This is a genomic window from Mycobacterium sp. M26 (assembly GCF_001494595.1).
Lineage (GTDB): Bacteria > Actinomycetota > Actinomycetes > Mycobacteriales > Mycobacteriaceae > Mycobacterium.
In genome coordinates this window covers 629461-645883 of record NZ_LN929907.1, presented here as the reverse complement: position 1 = coordinate 645883, position 16423 = coordinate 629461, and the positions used below count along the sequence as shown (strand labels likewise).

Here is a 16423-nt window from a genome sequence, read left to right as displayed (position 1 = left end):
CAGCCACTCTAACCACGCAGCCGCCACGGGGGCGTAGTTTGTCTTCTCGACCCAGGAAGGATGACCGATGGTTGCGACAATGCGCGCGGAACGGTTCTATGCCGACACGAAATCTGTTGTTCTGGAGGATGTTCCGATTCCCGAACCCGGCGAGGGCGAGGTGTTGGTCAAGGTCGCGTTCTGCGGCATCTGCCACTCGGATCTCAGCCTGATCAACGGCACCTTCCCGGCCCAGCGCCCGGTGGTCACCCAGGGCCACGAGGCCTCAGGCACGATCGCCAAGCTCGGTCCGGGTGTCACCGGCTGGAACGCGGGTGACCGGGTGGTGCTGGCGGCCGGCCGGCCGTGCATGCAGTGCCGCAACTGCCTGCGCGGCGGCGGTGTGAACACCTGTCAGTGGGTCCAGCTCATGGCCTTCGCCTATGACGGTGCCTGGGCCGAGTACACCATCGCGCAGGCGGCCGGGCTCACCCTCGTGCCCGACAACGTCCCGCTGGATCAGGCCGCGATCCTGGCCGACGCCGTGTCGACGCCCTACGGTGCGCTCGTCCACACCGGCAAGGTGCGGGTCGGCGAGTCGGTCGGGGTGTGGGGGGTCGGCGGGGTCGGCACCCACATCGTGCAACTGGCGCGACTCATCGGGGCGGTTCCGGGGATCGCCGTCGACATCAACCGGTCGGCACCCACATCGTGCAACTGGCGCGACTCATCGGGGCGGTTCCGGTGATCGCCGTCGACATCAACCCAGCGGTGCGCGAACGGGCCCTGGAACTGGGCGCCGACTACGCGTTCGACTCCCTCGACCCGCAATTGACCGACAAGCTGCTGGAGGCCACCGGCGGACGCAAACTCGACGTGGCGTTCGACGCCGTCGGCTTGAAGGTCACCTTCGAGCAGGCGCTGGACGCCCTCACCGTCGGCGGCCGGCTGGTCGGGGTGGGCATGAGCGACCAGTCGCCGACCGTCGGCCCGACCTCCATGTTCGGCCTGACGCAGAAGCAGGTCCTCGGCCATCTGGGCTACCAGAACACCGATATCGAGACGCTGGCCGCGCTGGTGTCCCGGGGCAGGCTGGACCTGTCCCGGTCGGTCAGCCAGATCATTCCGCTGGAGGACATCCACGAGGGCATCCGGGCACTCGAGCATGCCGAGGGCAATCCGATCCGGATCGTGGTGGCGCCGTAGTGCGATAGCCCGCTGGACGCGGAGCAGCCGGACAGCGCGCTGGGCGCGTAGTGATTAAGCTGGCGCCTTTCCGCGAGGAGGAGCCGACATGTCCGCCGAAGCGCCCTCACCCGCCGCGCCCCAGGGCCCGGCCGGCCATATCCGGCTGACCTCGCACAGCGGCGCCGACGACGCACCGGCGATCCGGTGGGACGCCCCGACGGCCACTGAGCGGGGGCCGCTGATCGGAACGACCACCACCCGTCGCCACCGCAACGTGATCGGCACCCACAGCGGGTCCTACGGCGTCTACCGCGCACTGGCGGTGGCTGCCGGTGCACTGTCGAGGGAGCACCGCGCCGACCTGACCAACACCGCACCGACCGACGTCATCGGTCCCTACCCGCAGTGGAGCCGGCCTGGCGCGATCGTCAGCCTGGACCCGTGGGGCGCCATGGTCGCCGACGCCTTCGCCGCAGAGTTGGCGGCCGGACACGACATTCGCCCGACGATCGCCGTCACCAAGGCCCACGTCATCCTCCCGGAGATCACCGAGGCCATCGACAAGGGCAGGCTGCAACCCGACGGCCGGGTGTTGCTGCCCGGCGGGGCGGCCCTGGTGACCAAGGCCGCGATCGAGCCGGTCTGGTATCTGCCCGGGGTCGCCGAACGCTTCGGGTGCAGCGAGGCACACCTGCGCCGGATGCTGTTCGAGGAGACCGGCGGCATGTACCCGGAACTGGTGACCCGCTCAGACCTGGAGGTGTTCCTCCCGCCGATCGGCGGGCAGACGATCTACATCTTCGGTGCCCCAAGGGATCTCGCCAACCCGGAGGTGGAGCTCACCGCCCGGGTACACGACGAGTGCAACGGCTCGGATGTGTTCGGGTCCGATATCTGCACCTGCCGGCCCTATCTGACGCATGCGATCGAAGAGTGCATTCAGGGCGCCCAGCGCGGCGGTGTCGGGCTGATCGCCTACTCCCGCAAGGAGGGCCGCGCGCTCGGCGAGGTGACGAAGTTCCTGGTCTACAACGCCCGCAAGCGCCAGGAGGGCGGCGACACCGCGGAGGGATACTTCGCCCGCACCGAATGTGTTGCCGGCGTTCAGGATATGCGGTTCCAGGAGCTGATGCCCGACGTCCTGCACTGGCTGGGGATCCGCACCATTCATCGGCTGGTGTCGATGAGCAACATGAAGTACGACGCCATCGTCGGCGCGGGAATCGACGTCGGCGAACGGGTGAACATTCCCGACGAGCTCATCCCGCCCGACGCGCGGGTGGAGATCGACGCGAAGATGGCCGCCGGGTACTTCACCCCCGGCCCGGTGCCGGACGAAGCCGAACTCAAGAAGCCCAAGGGGCGGGGTCTGCACGGGTGAGTTCGGCAACCGGGGTCGATGTGGAGTCGCCGGCGGGAGCGGCCGCTGCACTGCTGAGCACCGCGGCGGTCCGTGACCGCGCCCGCCAGCTGACCGAGCGGGCCCGCGCCGGAGAGTCGGCGTGGTTCCTCGTCGACGACGACGCGATGGCCACGGCGGCAACCGAAGTCGCGGATGTGACCCGCACCCAGTACCCGGACCTGCAGATTCCCTTCCACAGCCGATGGCGTCACTTCGAGGCCGCCGGTGTGGACCGCAAAGCGGCATTGGACCGCCTGCTGGCCGATCGTGACATCGCCGACCGGGCCCGCGCCATGGTCGACCTCACCGTGGTCAGTGTGCTGCTGGATGCCGGGGCTGGCGCCACCTGGAGCTACCTCGAGCCGGACACCGGGATCCGCCTGCACCGCTCAGAAGGGTTGGGGGTGGCCAGCTTTCACGCCTTCCTCGGTGGCATGTTCTCCAGCGACCCTGACGATCCGTTCCGGGTCGACGCGGCCGGCCTGGCCGCACTCACCGAACAGCGGTTGGCCGCTGCTTTCCAGGTCGACGGCGCCAACCCGCTGGTGGGTCTCGACGGGCGGGTGTCGCTGCTGCACCGGCTGGGCCGCACGCTGGCCGCCGCACCCGACACGTTCGGCACCGACGGCAGGCCGGGCGGGCTCCTCGGCGCGGTGTGCGGGCGGGGGCGCAACACGGTGGCCGCCCACGACATCCTCGGTGCGGTATTGGCCTCGTTGAGCGGAATCTGGCCGAGCGGCAACATGATCGACGGTGTAGCCGTGGGTGACTGCTGGCGGCACCCCGCCGTCCATGGCCCCGGTCTGACGAACGGCTGGGTGCCGTTCCACAAGCTGTCGCAATGGCTCACCTACTCGCTGCTGGAACCGTTCGGCTGGGCGGGGGTGACCGTGACGGGGCTCGACGACCTGACCGGCCTACCGGAGTACCGCAACGGCGGACTGTTCCTCGACACCGGAGTGCTGCGGCTGCGGGAAGGTTTCCACGTCGATCACAGCTACCGCGCCTCCGACGAAGTGGTGGTCGAGTGGCGGGCATTGACGGTGGCCCTGCTCGACGAGCTGGCGCCACTGGTGCGCGACCGGCTCGGCGTCGACGCCGAGCAGTTGCCGCTGGCGCGGGTGCTCGAAGGTGGCAGCTGGGCGACCGGCCGGGCACTGGCACAACGGTTACGTGACGGACTGCCGCCGCTGACGGTGATCAGCGACGGCACGGTGTTCTAGGGGCAGATCATGCATGACGTTCATATCGTCGACCATCCGCTGGTGCAGCACAAGCTGACCCTGATGCGCCGAAAAGAGACTTCCACCAACACCTTCCGGCGGCTCGCCAACGAGATCTCGACCCTGATGGCCTACGAGGTCCTGCGCGACACCCCGACCCAGCAGATCGCGGTGCAGACCCCGCTGGAGGCCACCACCGGAACCGTGATCGACGGCAAGAAGCTGGTGTTCGTCTCGATCCTGCGGGCCGGCACCGGGGTGCTGGACGGGATGCTGACCGTGGTGCCGGGCGCCCGCATCGGGCACATCGGCCTCTACCGCGACCCCAAGACCCTGGTCGCCGTCGAGTACTACTTCAAGATGCCCAGCGATCTGCATGAGCGCGAAGTGGTGGTGGTCGATCCCATGCTGGCGACCGGGAACTCGGCGGTGGCCGCGGTGGACCGCCTCAAGGAGTTCGCGCCGCGGTCGATCAAGTTCGTCTGTCTGCTCACCTGCCCGGAGGGCATCGCCGCGCTGCATCACACCCACCCCGACGTGCCGGTCTACACCGCCGCGGTGGACCGCGCGCTCGACGAGCACGGTTACATCGTGCCGGGTCTCGGCGATGCGGGCGACCGTCTGTTCGGCACCAAATAGCCGCGCTCACAGCGATCACACACCGTCCTGCCAGGAAACGGTCGGGCGCGGGTGGGTCAATGGCTGGGTGACAACGACGCTCTCCGACGAGGCGCCGCCGGCCCCGGCTGACCCCACCCCACGACTGCGGCGATCCGACCGCATCGGTCTGGCGCTGCTGCTGGCCGGCACCGCCGTGCTGTACCTGTGGCACATCACCGTCAACGGGATGGCCAACCAGTTCTATGCGGGGGCCACACTGGCCGGCTCGAAGAACTGGGAGGCGTTGCTGTTCGGGTCGCTGGACCCGGCGAACTTCATCACGGTCGACAAGCCCCCGGTGTCCCAGTGGATCATGGGCCTGTCGGGCCAACTGTTCGGGTTCAGCAGCGCCAGCATGCTGATCCCCGAAGCCCTGATGGCGGTGGCCACGGTCTGGTTGGTCTACGCGGCGGTGGCCCGGGTCTGCGGACCGCGCGCCGGGCTGCTGGCGGGAGCAGCGCTGGCGCTGACCCCAGTGGCCGCGCTGATGTTCCGGTTCAACAATCCCGACGCCGCCATGGTGCTGTTGATGACGGCGGCGGCCTACTGCACTGTGCGGGCGATACACCGGGGCAACGGTCGCTGGCTGGCATGGGCGGGCGTGGCACTGGGTTTCGCGTTCCTGGCCAAGATGCTCGAGGGCCTGATGATCGTGCCCGCGATCGGGCTGGCCTATATGGTCGCGGCGCCGATCGATCTGCCGCGCCGGGTGCTGCACCTGCTCGGGACGACCGCCGCGTTCCTGGTCTCCGCGGGCTGGTTCGTCGTGCTGACGCTGGTGTGGCCGGCCTCGACACGGCCCTACATCGCGGGGTCGACCGACAACAACTTCATGAACCTGGTGCTGGGCTACAACGGATTCGCCCGGGTGGCTGGTCGCAACCACGAGGCGTTCGGATCCGCCGATCCGCTGGGCTCCTCGGCAGGAGATCAGCTGCGGCCGGCGCACTTCGGTGGGTTCGGCGGCCAGCACGAGGGGCTGGCCCGCCTGCTGTCCGGGGAGTTCGGCTTCGAGATCGGGTGGCTGGTGCCGGCCGCCCTGCTGGCGATCGTGCTGGTCCTGATCTCCCGCGGTCGTGCACCCCGCACCGACCCGGTGCGCGCCGCGACCCTGTTGTTCGGTGGCTGGCTGGTGGTCAACGGGCTGGTGCTCAGCTTCATGAAGGGGATGGTCCACCCTTACTACTGCCTATCGCTGGCGCCGGCGGTGGCAGGGATGGTCGGCATCGGCGTTCACGAGATGTGGCGGCGGCACGACATGTTCGGCCGGCTCGGGGTGACCTGCCTGATCCTGGTGACCGGGGTGTGGAGTTGGTGGGTGTTGGGCCGCAACGAATCCTGGCTACCGGCACTGCGCTGGGCGGTCCTCGGCGGCGCGGTGATCGCCGCCGCGGCGCTGGCTTTCTCCGGGCCCACCCGACGCCGGGTGGCCGTGGTCGCCGCAGGGTTGGGGGCGGTGGCGCTAATGGCCGGCCCGGCCGCCTACGCGGTGGCGACCATCGGGACCGCGCACCGGGGCGGCGGTCCGATGGTGGGCCCGGCGAGGCCCGAAACCGACGCCGCAGCAAAGGTATTCGGTGGAACTCCCGAGAACCCGAAGCTGGCTGCGCTGTTGCGCGACACCTCGACCCGATGGTCGGCGGCGACCATCGGATCCTCGACGGCCGCCGGCCTCGAATTGTCCAGCGGCACCGCCGTGATGGCGATCGGCGGGTTCACCGGCCGTGACCCGGTGCCGACGACCGAGGCGTTCAAGTCCGACGTCGCCGCCGGGTTGGTGCGCTACTACGTGGTGCAGAAGGACTGGCGCGGCAAGGCCGACGGCTGGCCGTTCGGCGGAGATCACACCGGCATCACCGACTGGGTCACCAGGACGTTCCCGGTGACTCAGGTCGGCAATGCCGATGTCTACGATCTGTCCCGACCCAAATAGTCAGGCAGCCCTGGCCAGTTCGGGAGCGGTCTTGCGCACCCGGTCCGGCAACGCCAGCTTCACGATCTTGCGCACCACCGTCGCGAACTGCTTGGGCAGCGGACCGGAGTTGTAGGGCACTCCGTAGCGGCGGCAGACCTCCCGGACCTCCGGCGCGATCTCGGAGTACCGCCGGGCCGGCAGATCGGGGAACAGATGGTGCTCGATCTGGTGCGACAGGTTGCCCGACAGGATGTGGAACAGCTTGCCGCCGGTCAGATTCGCCGAGCCCAACACCTGGCGGAAGTACCACTGCCCGCGGGATTCGTTGCGGGTCTCCTCGATGGAGAACTCTTGGGTGCCCTCCGGGAAGTGCCCGCAGAAGATGATGGCGTAGGACCACACGTTGCGCATCAGGTTCGCGGTCATGTTGCCGGCGAACACGAACGGTGCGAACGGCCCGGCCAGCAGCGGGAAGGCCACGTAGTCCTTCAGTGTCTGGCGACGGGTCTTGCGCCAGATCTCCTGCAGCACTTCGCGTTTGTCATCCAGCGAGATCTCACCGGCGCGGATCCGGTCGGTCTCCAGCTCGTGCAGGGCAACCCCGTACTGGAACAGCACCATCAGCAGGAACGCATACAGCGGGTTGCCCAGGTAGTACGGGCGCCACGGCTGGTCCGGACTCATCCGAAGGATGCCATAGCCGATGTCGCGGTCCATCCCGACGATGTTGGTGTAGGTGTGGTGGGAGAAGTTGTGCGAGTGCCGCCACTGGTTGGCCGGGCATGCGGTGTCCCACTCGAAAGTGCGGCCGTTCAGTGCCGGGTCACCGGTCCACTCGTACTGGCCGTGCATGACGTTGTGGCCGATCTCCATGTTGTCGAGGATCTTCGACAGCCCCAGCAGGGCGGTGCCGGCCAGCCAGGCCGGCGGGAAGATGCCCGCGAACAGCAGCGCACGGCCGGCGATCTCCATACCGCGCTGGGCCTTGATCACCTTGCGGATGTAGTCGACGTCGGCCTGGCCGAGGTCGGCGATCACCCGGTCGCGGATCGCGTCGAGTTCACGGCCGAAGGCGTCGGCCTGTTCGGGGGTGAGCGTGATGTGTTGCTGGGTCATGGTTTTCCCCTTTCTGGTGTTACAGGGCGAGCTCGACGTCACCGACCGGGACGGACACGCAGATCTGCACGTCCTCCTCGTCGGCGGTCGACACCGCACCGGTGGTCAGGTTGCGCACCGCACCGCGGTGCTTACGCAGCGTGCAGGTGTGGCAGATGCCCATCCGGCATCCATTCTTGGGTGTCAGTCCGGCATCCTCGGCCTGCTCGAGCAGCGGACGGCCGTCATCAGTGGCTTCGATTCCGCTGTCGCGGAAGGTGATCCGTCCGCCCGACGGGCTGTCGGGGACGACGAACGAGACGGGGACGAAGCTTTCCGATCGCACGTCGTCGCAGATTTCGCGGACGGCGTCGATGAGGGCTGGCGGCCCGCAGACGAACACCACGTCGGGATCCGGCATGGCGGCCTGGAGATGGCCGGCGCCGAAGTGCCCGGTCAGCTCGCCGCCCGGCGAGCGGGTGTAGCCGTGCAGCACCGGGTAGGGCAGCGCCGCGAGTTCGTCGCGGTAGTCGGCATCCGCCGGGGTCGGCGCGTAGTGGATGAAGGCGACCTCGCCGTCGAACCCTTCGGCGTGCAGAGTGCGCAGCATGGACATCACCGGGGTGATGCCGCTGCCTCCGGACACCAGCAGGATCCGGCCCGGTCGCTGCTCGGGGAGCACGAAGTCGCCGGCCGGTGCGGAGAGTTCCACCACCATCCCGGGCCGGGCGTGGCGGAACAGATGCTCGGAGACCACACCGCCGTCGTGGCGGCCGATCGTCAGTTCGATCAGAGCCGACCCCTCGGCACTGGCCGGGGAGTAGCAGCGGGTGTGGCGGCGGCCGTCGATCTCGACGGTGAGGTTGAGGTACTGGCCGGCCCGGTGGCCGGCGACGGCCTCGTTCGGTGCGAGGACGAGGGTGACGCTGCGCGGTGTCGACCGGCGCACGTCGACCACCTTGGCGCGTGCGTCGGTGGTCCAGGTGGGGTCCACCAGCTCGGTGTACCGGTCCACGCCGTGCGGCCCGGTGAGCAGATCGACCAGCGGCGAGCGGAGCACCTTCTTGGTCAGAGTTTGAGTGAACATGTGTACACCGTGACTGGTGAAACCCCACGTCGTCAAGAGATCCGCCCAGTCTGTGGTAGGGTTCACAGCAGTGAACAGTCGTACGCCGAAGTCACGGCATGAGCGGTCGTCACGCAGTTCGGCGAAGGGATCCACCTCCCGCGAAGAACGCAAGGAGGCGACCCGCCGGGCCATCATCGACGCCGCGCTGAAACTGCTCGACGAGCGCAGCTTCAGCGGATTGAGCCTGCGCGAGGTCACCCGGGAGGCGGGCATCGTCCCGGCAGCGTTCTACCGCCACTTCGACTCGATGGACGCCCTCGGCCTGGTACTGATCGACGAGTCCTTCCGCACCCTGCGCGAGATGCTGCGCAGCGGTCGTGCCGGAAAGCTCGACCCCAACCGCGTGATCGAGTCCACCGTCGAGATCCTGATCTCCGGAGTGACCGACCAGCGTGAGCACTGGCGGTTCATCGGGCGGGAACGGTCCAGCGGCGTCACGGTGCTGCGCTACGCGATCCGCACCGAAATCCGGCTGATCACCTCGGAACTGGCCACCGACCTGGCCCGGTTCCCCGGGCTGAATACCTGGAGCACCGAGGATCTCAACATCCTGGCGAGCCTGTTCGTGAACTCGATGATCATCATCGCCGAGGCCATCGAGGACGCCTCCGATCAGGCCGCCCTCGAGGAGATCAAACGCACCGCGGTCAAACAGCTGCGGATGATCGTCGTCGGCGTGGCCGGGTGGCGCAGTGATCCGCAGGGCGACTCCGCCCGGCTCGCCGAGACTGAAACCCAGCAGGCGAATCTCGAGTAGCTCGCGGCGTGGCTTCAGTCTCGGCGGAATGGGAACCCCGGGATATGGCCATTTCACGTCCAGCAGTGCTGTTCGACATCGACGGCACCCTCGTCGACTCCAACTATCTGCATGTGCACGCCTGGCAGCGGGCCTTCGCCGAGCTGGATCTGCCAGTACAGGCCTGGCGCATCCACCGCAGCATCGGGATGGACGGATCGCAACTGGTCGACACCCTGTCCGAGCACGCACCGGAAGCAATTCAGAAGCAGCTCAAGGACTTCCACACCCGGTACTACCAATCGGATGCGGCGCTGCTGAGAGTGCTTCCCGGGGCGCGAGCGCTACTGGCCCGGGTCGCCGAGCTGGATCTACAGGTGGTGCTCGCGACGTCGGCGCCGGACAACGAACTGGCCCTGCTGCGCTCGACCCTGGACTGTGACCACCTGGTTTCGGCCATTACGTCGTCGGAGGATGTCGAGAAGGCCAAGCCGCGACCGGACATCGTTCAGGTCGCCCTGGACAAGGCGGGAGTGGGTGCGCACCAGGCCGTGTTCGTCGGCGACACCGTGTGGGACATGAAAGCCGCGAACCGGGCGGGAGTGGAGTGCATCGGCGTGCTGTCCGGCGGGGTGTCGCGCGCCGAACTCGAGGCGGCCGGCACAGCAGCCGTGTACGACAACGCCGAGGATCTGCTGGCGGCGGTGCACAGCAGCCCGATCGAGGCCCTGCTCCGCCAGAACCGGGCGCACGGGGTTTTGCCGTGATCCGGTTCGGGTAGAGACAGGGCCATGGCCCGGCCGGTACCGCCGCGGCACCCGAAGAAGGGAAATCCGACCATGAAAGAGAACGAGAACCTCCTCGAGCGCCGACCGGACGGCGTTGACGACGACACCGTCGAAGCGGTCGGATCCCTCTCGGAGGCACTGGAATACGTGGAACGGGCCCGCGGCCACCTCTACTCGTTTCATCAACTGATGGGCCACGCCGATCTACTGCTCGGTGAAACCTGCGACAAGCTGCGCGACGCCGGTCAGCACGAGGTCGCCGAGACACTGGAGACCGACATGGTGGGCCGCAACGTCCTGCACGGACGGTGGACCTTCCAGATCGTCGAGGAGTTCGACGACGACTACTGGAGCCGGCTGCGGGAGCACGAACGCGCCGTGCGTGACGAGTTGATGGGCGGCCAGCGGCACGTGTTCGAGGCCGAGATGAAGGAGCGCCGCCGCACCAAGGGCCGCGCCGGGCACGAGGCGTCACCCTGATATTTGTCACCACCGTCACACGCCAATCGGGATTGGGGCACCACCCAACCGGGGTACCCGGCACAGTCCACCCGCCGACCGAGGGAGTATGACGTGACCAACTCAGCAGCTTCGGAGGTCTGGCCGGGTAAGGCGTACCCCCTGGGCGCCACCTACGACGGGTCGGGCACCAACTTCGCACTGTTCTCCGAGGTCGCCGAACGCGTCGAGCTGTGTCTGTTCGACGACGCCGGCACCGAGTCGCGGGTGGTGCTGCCGGAGGTGGACGGCTTCGTCTGGCACTGCTTCCTGCCCGGTATCGAACCGGGCCAGCGGTACGGCTACCGGGTGCACGGCCCGAACGATCCGGCCCAGGGCCATCGCTGCAACCCCAACAAACTGCTGCTGGATCCGTATGCGAAGGCCATCGACGGCCACTTCGACTGGGACCAGTCGTTGTTCGGCTACACCTTCGGCGATCCGGACAGCCGCAACGATGACGATTCGGCGGCCAACATGCCCAAGTCGGTCGTCATCAACCCGTACTTCGACTGGGGGGTGGACCGGCCGCCGCAGCGGGAGTACGCCGACAGCGTGATCTACGAGGCCCACGTCAAAGGTCTGACCCAGACTCACCCGGACATTCCCGAGGCGGTCCGCGGTACCTATTCCGCGATCGCCCACCCGGTGATCATCGACCATCTGAAGTCGTTGGGCGCCACGGCAATCGAGCTGATGCCGGTGCACCACTTCGCCAACGACTCGACCCTGATCGACAAGGGCCTGTCCAACTACTGGGGCTACAACACCATCGGCTTCTTCGCCCCGGACAGCAAGTACTCGGCCAGTTCCACCCCGGGCGGTCAGGTGCAGGAGTTCAAGGCGATGGTGCGGGCGCTGCATGAGGCGGGTATCGAGGTGATCCTCGACGTGGTCTACAACCACACCGCCGAAGGCAACCACATGGGGCCAACACTGAGCTTCCGAGGGATCGACAACGCCGCCTACTACCGGTTGGTCGACGACGACAAGCAGTACTACATGGACTACACCGGTACCGGCAACAGCCTCAACGTCGGCCATCCGCATTCGCTGCAGCTGATCATGGACTCGCTGCGTTACTGGGTGACCGAGATGCACGTCGACGGGTTCCGGTTCGATCTGGCGGCCACGCTGGCCCGGGAGTTCTACGACGTGGACCGGCTGAGTGCGTTCTTCGAACTCGTGCAGCAGGATCCGACGGTCAGCCAGGTGAAGCTGATCGCCGAGCCCTGGGATGTCGGGCCGGGCGGGTATCAGGTGGGGAACTTCCCGCCGCAGTGGACCGAGTGGAACGGCAAGTTCCGCGACACTGTGCGCGACTTCTGGCGCGGCGAGGACGCCAGCCTCGGCGAGTTCGCCTACCGGCTGACCGGATCGGCCGATCTCTATGAGCACACCGCCCGCCGGCCGGTCGCCTCGATCAACTTCGTCACCGCCCATGACGGCTTCACGCTGCGCGACCTGGTCTCCTACAACGAGAAGCACAACGAGGCCAACGGCGAGGACAACAACGACGGCGAGAGCAACAACAAATCGTGGAACTGCGGCGCCGAGGGGCCGACCGACGACCCGGAGATCAATGCGCTGAGAGCGCGTCAGCAACGCAATCTGATCGCCACCACCGTGCTCTCCCAGGGGGTGCCGATGCTCTCCCACGGTGACGAACTGGGCCGTACCCAGGGGGGTAATAACAACGGGTACTGCCAAGACAACGAGATCACCTGGATCGACTGGGCCAATGCCGACGCCGCACTCCTGGAATTCACCGCGACCGTGTCCGCGCTCCGTGGCGAACATCCGGTGTTTCGCCGGCGCCGTTTCTTCAATGGGCGGCCGGTGCGCCGACGCGGTAGCGAAGGCCTGCCCGACATTTCCTGGTTCCGTCCGGACGGTTCGGAGATGAGCGACGAGGACTGGGACTCGGGCTTCGGAAAGTCCGTCGCGGTGTACCTCAACGGCCAGGGCATCCCCGACCTGGACACCCGCGGCCAGCGCGTCGTCGACGACTCTTTTGTGCTGTGCTTCAACGCCCATCACGAGCCCATCGAGTTCACCCTGCCACCGGCCGAGTTCGGGAAAGCCTGGGACATCGTCGTCGATACGGCGGCTGGACCTGGGGAAACAGACGAAGCGCCGGTTATCAAGGCCAGCGGGCCGGTGCGCGTGGAGTCGCGGGCGATGGTCGTTCTCCAAGCCCAGACCTAGCCCCGGTCCGGGCGGGTGGGGCGGCCAAAAAGATAGCCATGGCCGATCCCCTCCCCTCCGGGGGACCCGCCATGGCTCTTGCCGGAATTATCACAATCCGACTCCGGCCACGGTGCGATTTCGGCGATTTGAATTCAATTTTTTGCAAGTACCCAGCAAACAGCCAGAAACTGTTTGAAACGGGTAGTTTTCAGATTCCGGATGAGCGTGATGGACTAGCTCCATGGCGGCCGTAAACCGACCAGCGGACGGTTTTGTGGGCAAGGTCAAAGACGTGACAGGCCCCGGTCTGACCGACGCCTGGGGCATGGCGTGTACCGACCTCGGCGCCTCGGTTGCAGCGGCCGACGGCAGCCTCGTCTCGGTCTTCGGGGACACCTTCTCCGGCGGTCGCGTCGGCGTCGGCGACTGGCGCTCACCGGTGATCCTGATCGGATCCGGGGACGCCACCCACGAGGTCGTCTACCGACGGGCCGGCGGCCCTGACCCGTCCTACGCGCATCAGCTCTGGCGCTACCGGCACTCCCCCGACGGTGGTCTGCTGCGCCGCGGGATCAGCACCGTGATTCCCTCGGACCTGCTACGCGTGGGCGACGACCTCTTCCTGCATGCGATCGTCAACCGCGGCTTCGGCAATGTGGTGTGGACCGAGATCTGGCGCTCCGCCGACAACGGACGTTCGTGGCGCAATCTGGGCGCCAAGTTCCCGGCCCGGCTGCACTCCGGCCACGGCCAATGCTGGTCGTGGGACTTCAATCCTGACGACGGCTGGGTGTACGTCGTCTCCACCGGTTTTCAGCGCAACAAGGGCATCGTCCTGCACCGGGCGCGCCCACATCACCTCGCCGACGGCAGCCGCTATGCCGCATGGGATCCGTACCGCCGCAGCTGGGGCTCAACCCCGGGGCCGATCACCCCACCCGGGGAGACCTGGGGTGAACTGTCGCTGCGCCGGTTGGCCGCCGGGCAGTGGGTGCTCGGGGGCTTCGTCTCATCGGCGTACGCGCTGGGCTACCGGACCATCGCCGACCCCACCGCCGACCTCACCGGCGTTCCGCTGCAATACCCGGTGACCGGCTGCTCGTGGGACGACGAGGATCACGGGTCGTGCCGGGTCGCCCAGTTGTACGGCGGCTACGTGCTGCCCGGGAGCCGACTCGGGGTGCGCGGCGGCGTGGGTCTGATGGTGTCGCAATGGAATACCGCCCGCGGCTGGCCCTATCGGGTGATGCAGTTCCGGGTGACCCTGCAGGACACCACCGCGGACCGCTGACCCGTAGCGGTCTCAGCGGGGCCGGCGCCACATCGGCCACAGGGTGGGCCCACCGTCGGGGACCACGATCTCGCCGGTGACCTCGAACCCGAACCGCTCGTAGTACGGGACGTTGTCGGGGTTGCTCGACTCCAGGTAGGCAGGGGCGAACTCGGCGTCGCACCGCTGCAGCCGGGATTGCATCAGTGCCCGGCCGAATCCGGTACCGCGCACGGTCGGGTCACTGCCCAGGACCGCGAGGTACCAGTGCGGTTCCTCGGGGTGATTCTCTTTCATCAGGTCGGTGACGATCCGGCTGACGGCCAGCCGGCCGCGCACGGCGCGCAGCACGGCGGGCAGCATCGCGATCTGTTCCCGCGGCGACTGCTGCCAGCGGCCCGGCGGGTCCCACAGCGCCACACCTCCGATGCCGTCGTCGCTGGTGGCGACCTCGACACCGCGGCCGGGCAGGAAATGGTGGCGGGCCAGCGCACCGAACAGGCCGGGCAGCGCAGCGGTGCGGCGTTCCGGGTCGGGTTGCAGCCAGGTGATCACCGGATCGTCGTGGAATGCCCGGCCCAGCACCCGTGCCATGGCCGGGATATCGGATCGGCGCGCGGGACGGACATCGGTGGCCACCCCGCAAGGTTAGTCACCCAAATGAAGTTCGGCCTGTCGCTGCGACCAGTCCCACAGCCGGGCGGCCTGCTCGGGGTCCACGGCGAACGCGGCATAGCCGCCCTCCATACCGGGGACGAACGGCTCGGCGATCCGGCAGTCCTCCAGATACAGCCCGCCGCGCCCGTCCAGTTCCGGCGACGTCGCCGCCCAGACGGTTGTCGCGGCGCCATGCGCGACGTCGGTGACCTCCAGGTTGGCCAGCCTGCCGCTGTAGTCATCGCGCGTCATGTGCCGGGCAAGTTCGGTGACCACCACGCCGGGATGGACCGCGAAGGAGTGCACCCCGCGCGGTCCCCAGCGCCGCTCGGCCTCAACGGTGAACAACACGTTGGCGGTCTTGCTCTGACCGTAGGCCTGCCACTTGTCGTAGGCCGACTCGTCGTCGTAGTTGGGGTCTTCCCAGCGGATACCGCCGTAGAGGTGGCCGCGGCTGCTGAGGTTGACGATGCGGGTGCCCTCGACAAAGCTGTCCACCAGACCCGTAGTGAATACGAAATGGCCGAGATGGTTTGTGCCGAGCTGCATTTCGTAGCCCTGCGCGGTGCGCGACAGCGGCGGGGCCATGATGCCGGCATTGTTGATGAGCACATCGATGCGGCCGTGCCGGTGTGCGATCGCGTCGGCGGCGGCCTGCGCGGTGCGCAGGTCGGTCAAGTCCAGCGGCACCACTTCACAGTCCAGCGCTGCACGAGTCTTCTCCAGATCGCGTACCGCGGCGACGATCTGGGCACCGGCGCCCTGCATGGCCTGCGCGGTCTGCAGACCGAGTCCCGAGGATGCGCCGGTGATGACCACGACGCGTCCGCTCAGGTCGACTCCGTCGAGTACCTCGGCTGTGGTCTTGGCACTGGCCGCCGTCATGCGGGATCTCCTGTCTCCCCGGCCGTCGACCGCCACCGGGGCGGCCGTCGTTCCCGCCAGGCGGCCGGCCCCTCGGCGGCGTCCGGACCGCCCATCAACATCAGATGCACCGTAGTCTCCCGGGCGGCCACCTCGTCGATGTTCGTCCCACTCCACAACAGTCGCTTGCTGTAGGCCACCGAGGCGGGGTTGGCGTTCACCGCGACGTCGCGGGCCAGCTCCAGCGCGGCGGGCAGCACCTCGGCGGCAGGCAGCGCTCGGCTCGCGATACCGAGCGCGGCGGCCTACGTCCCGGTGAACGTGCGGCCGGTCAGCAGGATGTCGGCGGCCACCGCCAAGCCCGACGCATGACGCAGGGTGTAGTGCACCGCGCAGTCGCCGATCATGCCCCGACGGACCTGTGGGATGGCCAATTTGGCGTCCTGGGCCACCAGGCGCACGTCGCACTGCAGTGCCAGCGTCAGTCCGATCCCGATGGCCGGTCCGTTGATGGCGGCGATCACGAGTTTTCGCACCCGGTAGGCAGGCGGCTGCACCGGTGAGGCGCTGAAGTTCTCGCCCGGGGTGTCGAAAGATGCTGCCGCCGTGGACATATCGGCACCCGAACAGAACGCCCGACCGGCCCCGGTGAGAACCACCGCGCGCACGGCGTCGTCACTGTCGCAGCGGCGGTAGGCCTCGCTGAGTGCGCGCGCCGTCGCACCGGAAAACGCGTTGAGACGTTCGGGACCGTCCAGAGTGAGCACGGCGACCCCGGCATCGTCGATGTCGACGCTCACCGTCGTGTCAGTGCCCACTCAGCGATCCT

General features: G+C 67.8%; 13 protein-coding genes and 2 pseudogenes. 10 read left to right on the top strand and 5 right to left on the bottom strand.

Going from position 1 to position 16423, the window contains the following annotated elements:
- Window positions 1–67 precede the first annotated feature (67 nt).
- From BN3385_RS03160 to BN3385_RS03140, 5 genes and pseudogenes are all read left to right on the top strand, one after another.
- A pseudogene (locus tag BN3385_RS03160) lies at window positions 68–1185 on the top strand (zinc-binding dehydrogenase).
- 88 nt (window positions 1186–1273) lie between these two features.
- A complete protein-coding gene (locus BN3385_RS03155) occupies window positions 1274–2548 on the top strand; it encodes a GTP cyclohydrolase II (protein ID WP_059014952.1) in 1275 nt (424 codons plus the stop codon).
- A complete protein-coding gene (locus tag BN3385_RS03150) occupies window positions 2545–3792 on the top strand; it encodes a URC4/urg3 family protein (RefSeq protein ID WP_059014950.1) in 1248 nt (415 codons plus the stop codon). Before BN3385_RS03155 ends, BN3385_RS03150 begins: the two co-directional genes overlap by 4 nt.
- Before the next feature lie 9 nt (window positions 3793–3801).
- Window positions 3802–4431, top strand: coding sequence for a uracil phosphoribosyltransferase (gene upp, locus BN3385_RS03145; RefSeq protein WP_059014948.1), 630 nt, complete (start codon window positions 3802–3804; stop codon window positions 4429–4431).
- A gap of 67 nt (window positions 4432–4498) precedes the next feature.
- Complete coding sequence (locus tag BN3385_RS03140) at window positions 4499–6385, top strand: glycosyltransferase family 39 protein (protein ID WP_059014946.1); 1887 nt, start codon at window positions 4499–4501, stop codon at window positions 6383–6385.
- Here BN3385_RS03140 and BN3385_RS03135 read toward each other — a convergent pair whose 3' ends face one another.
- Entirely contained in the window at window positions 6386–7483 is a 1098-nt protein-coding gene (locus BN3385_RS03135) for a fatty acid desaturase family protein (RefSeq protein WP_059014944.1), read from the bottom strand.
- A 19-nt stretch (window positions 7484–7502) separates the two neighbouring features.
- Complete coding sequence (locus BN3385_RS03130; protein WP_059014942.1) at window positions 7503–8549, bottom strand: ferredoxin reductase; 1047 nt, start codon at window positions 8547–8549, stop codon at window positions 7503–7505.
- 70 nt (window positions 8550–8619) lie between these two features.
- On the opposite strand from BN3385_RS03130, the gene BN3385_RS03125 reads away from it, so the two are divergent.
- The 5 genes from BN3385_RS03125 (at window position 8620) to BN3385_RS03105 (ending at window position 14094) form a co-directional block, all read left to right on the top strand.
- On the top strand, window positions 8620–9348 hold the full coding sequence (locus BN3385_RS03125; protein WP_059014940.1) for a TetR family transcriptional regulator: 729 nt from the start codon (window positions 8620–8622) through the stop codon (window positions 9346–9348).
- A gap of 44 nt (window positions 9349–9392) precedes the next feature.
- Window positions 9393–10094 carry an HAD family hydrolase gene (locus BN3385_RS03120; protein WP_059014938.1) on the top strand — a complete coding sequence of 234 codons (702 nt, stop codon included), beginning with the start codon at window positions 9393–9395 and terminating at the stop codon, window positions 10092–10094.
- A gap of 72 nt (window positions 10095–10166) precedes the next feature.
- Window positions 10167–10595: a hypothetical protein gene (locus tag BN3385_RS03115; RefSeq protein ID WP_059014936.1), complete on the top strand. Its 429-nt coding sequence runs from the start codon at window positions 10167–10169 to the stop codon at window positions 10593–10595.
- A 93-nt stretch (window positions 10596–10688) separates the two neighbouring features.
- The gene (gene glgX / locus BN3385_RS03110) at window positions 10689–12821 is read left to right on the top strand and encodes a glycogen debranching protein GlgX (protein WP_059014935.1); all 2133 of its coding nucleotides are present in this window, start codon (window positions 10689–10691) and stop codon (window positions 12819–12821) included.
- Window positions 12822–13044: 223 nt separating this feature from the next.
- On the top strand, window positions 13045–14094 hold the full coding sequence (locus BN3385_RS03105; protein ID WP_059014933.1) for a glycoside hydrolase family 183 protein: 1050 nt from the start codon (window positions 13045–13047) through the stop codon (window positions 14092–14094).
- 12 nt (window positions 14095–14106) lie between these two features.
- Here BN3385_RS03105 and BN3385_RS03100 read toward each other — a convergent pair whose 3' ends face one another.
- From BN3385_RS03100 to BN3385_RS03090, 3 genes and pseudogenes are all read right to left on the bottom strand, one after another.
- Window positions 14107–14712 carry a GNAT family N-acetyltransferase gene (locus BN3385_RS03100; RefSeq protein WP_197415112.1) on the bottom strand — a complete coding sequence of 202 codons (606 nt, stop codon included), beginning with the start codon at window positions 14710–14712 and terminating at the stop codon, window positions 14107–14109.
- Between the two features lie 9 nt (window positions 14713–14721).
- Window positions 14722–15615 carry an SDR family NAD(P)-dependent oxidoreductase gene (locus BN3385_RS03095; RefSeq protein ID WP_059014929.1) on the bottom strand — a complete coding sequence of 298 codons (894 nt, stop codon included), beginning with the start codon at window positions 15613–15615 and terminating at the stop codon, window positions 14722–14724.
- Window positions 15612–16412: pseudogene (locus BN3385_RS03090) on the bottom strand (enoyl-CoA hydratase/isomerase family protein). The gene BN3385_RS03095 and the pseudogene BN3385_RS03090 overlap by 4 nt, the downstream one beginning before the upstream one ends.
- Window positions 16413–16423: the final 11 nt, after the last annotated feature.

Coding starts and splice junctions, on each gene's coding strand:
- BN3385_RS03155 (WP_059014952.1), top strand. CDS start 1,274: ATGTCCGCCGAAGCGCCCTCACCCGCCGCGCCCCAGGGCCCGGCCGGC.
- upp (WP_059014948.1), top strand. CDS start 3,802: ATGCATGACGTTCATATCGTCGACCATCCGCTGGTGCAGCACAAGCTG.
- BN3385_RS03135 (WP_059014944.1), bottom strand. CDS start 7,483: ATGACCCAGCAACACATCACGCTCACCCCCGAACAGGCCGACGCCTTC.
- BN3385_RS03130 (WP_059014942.1), bottom strand. CDS start 8,549: ATGTTCACTCAAACTCTGACCAAGAAGGTGCTCCGCTCGCCGCTGGTC.
- BN3385_RS03120 (WP_059014938.1), top strand. CDS start 9,393: ATGGCCATTTCACGTCCAGCAGTGCTGTTCGACATCGACGGCACCCTC.
- BN3385_RS03115 (WP_059014936.1), top strand. CDS start 10,167: ATGAAAGAGAACGAGAACCTCCTCGAGCGCCGACCGGACGGCGTTGAC.
- BN3385_RS03105 (WP_059014933.1), top strand. CDS start 13,045: ATGGCGGCCGTAAACCGACCAGCGGACGGTTTTGTGGGCAAGGTCAAA.
- BN3385_RS03095 (WP_059014929.1), bottom strand. CDS start 15,615: ATGACGGCGGCCAGTGCCAAGACCACAGCCGAGGTACTCGACGGAGTC.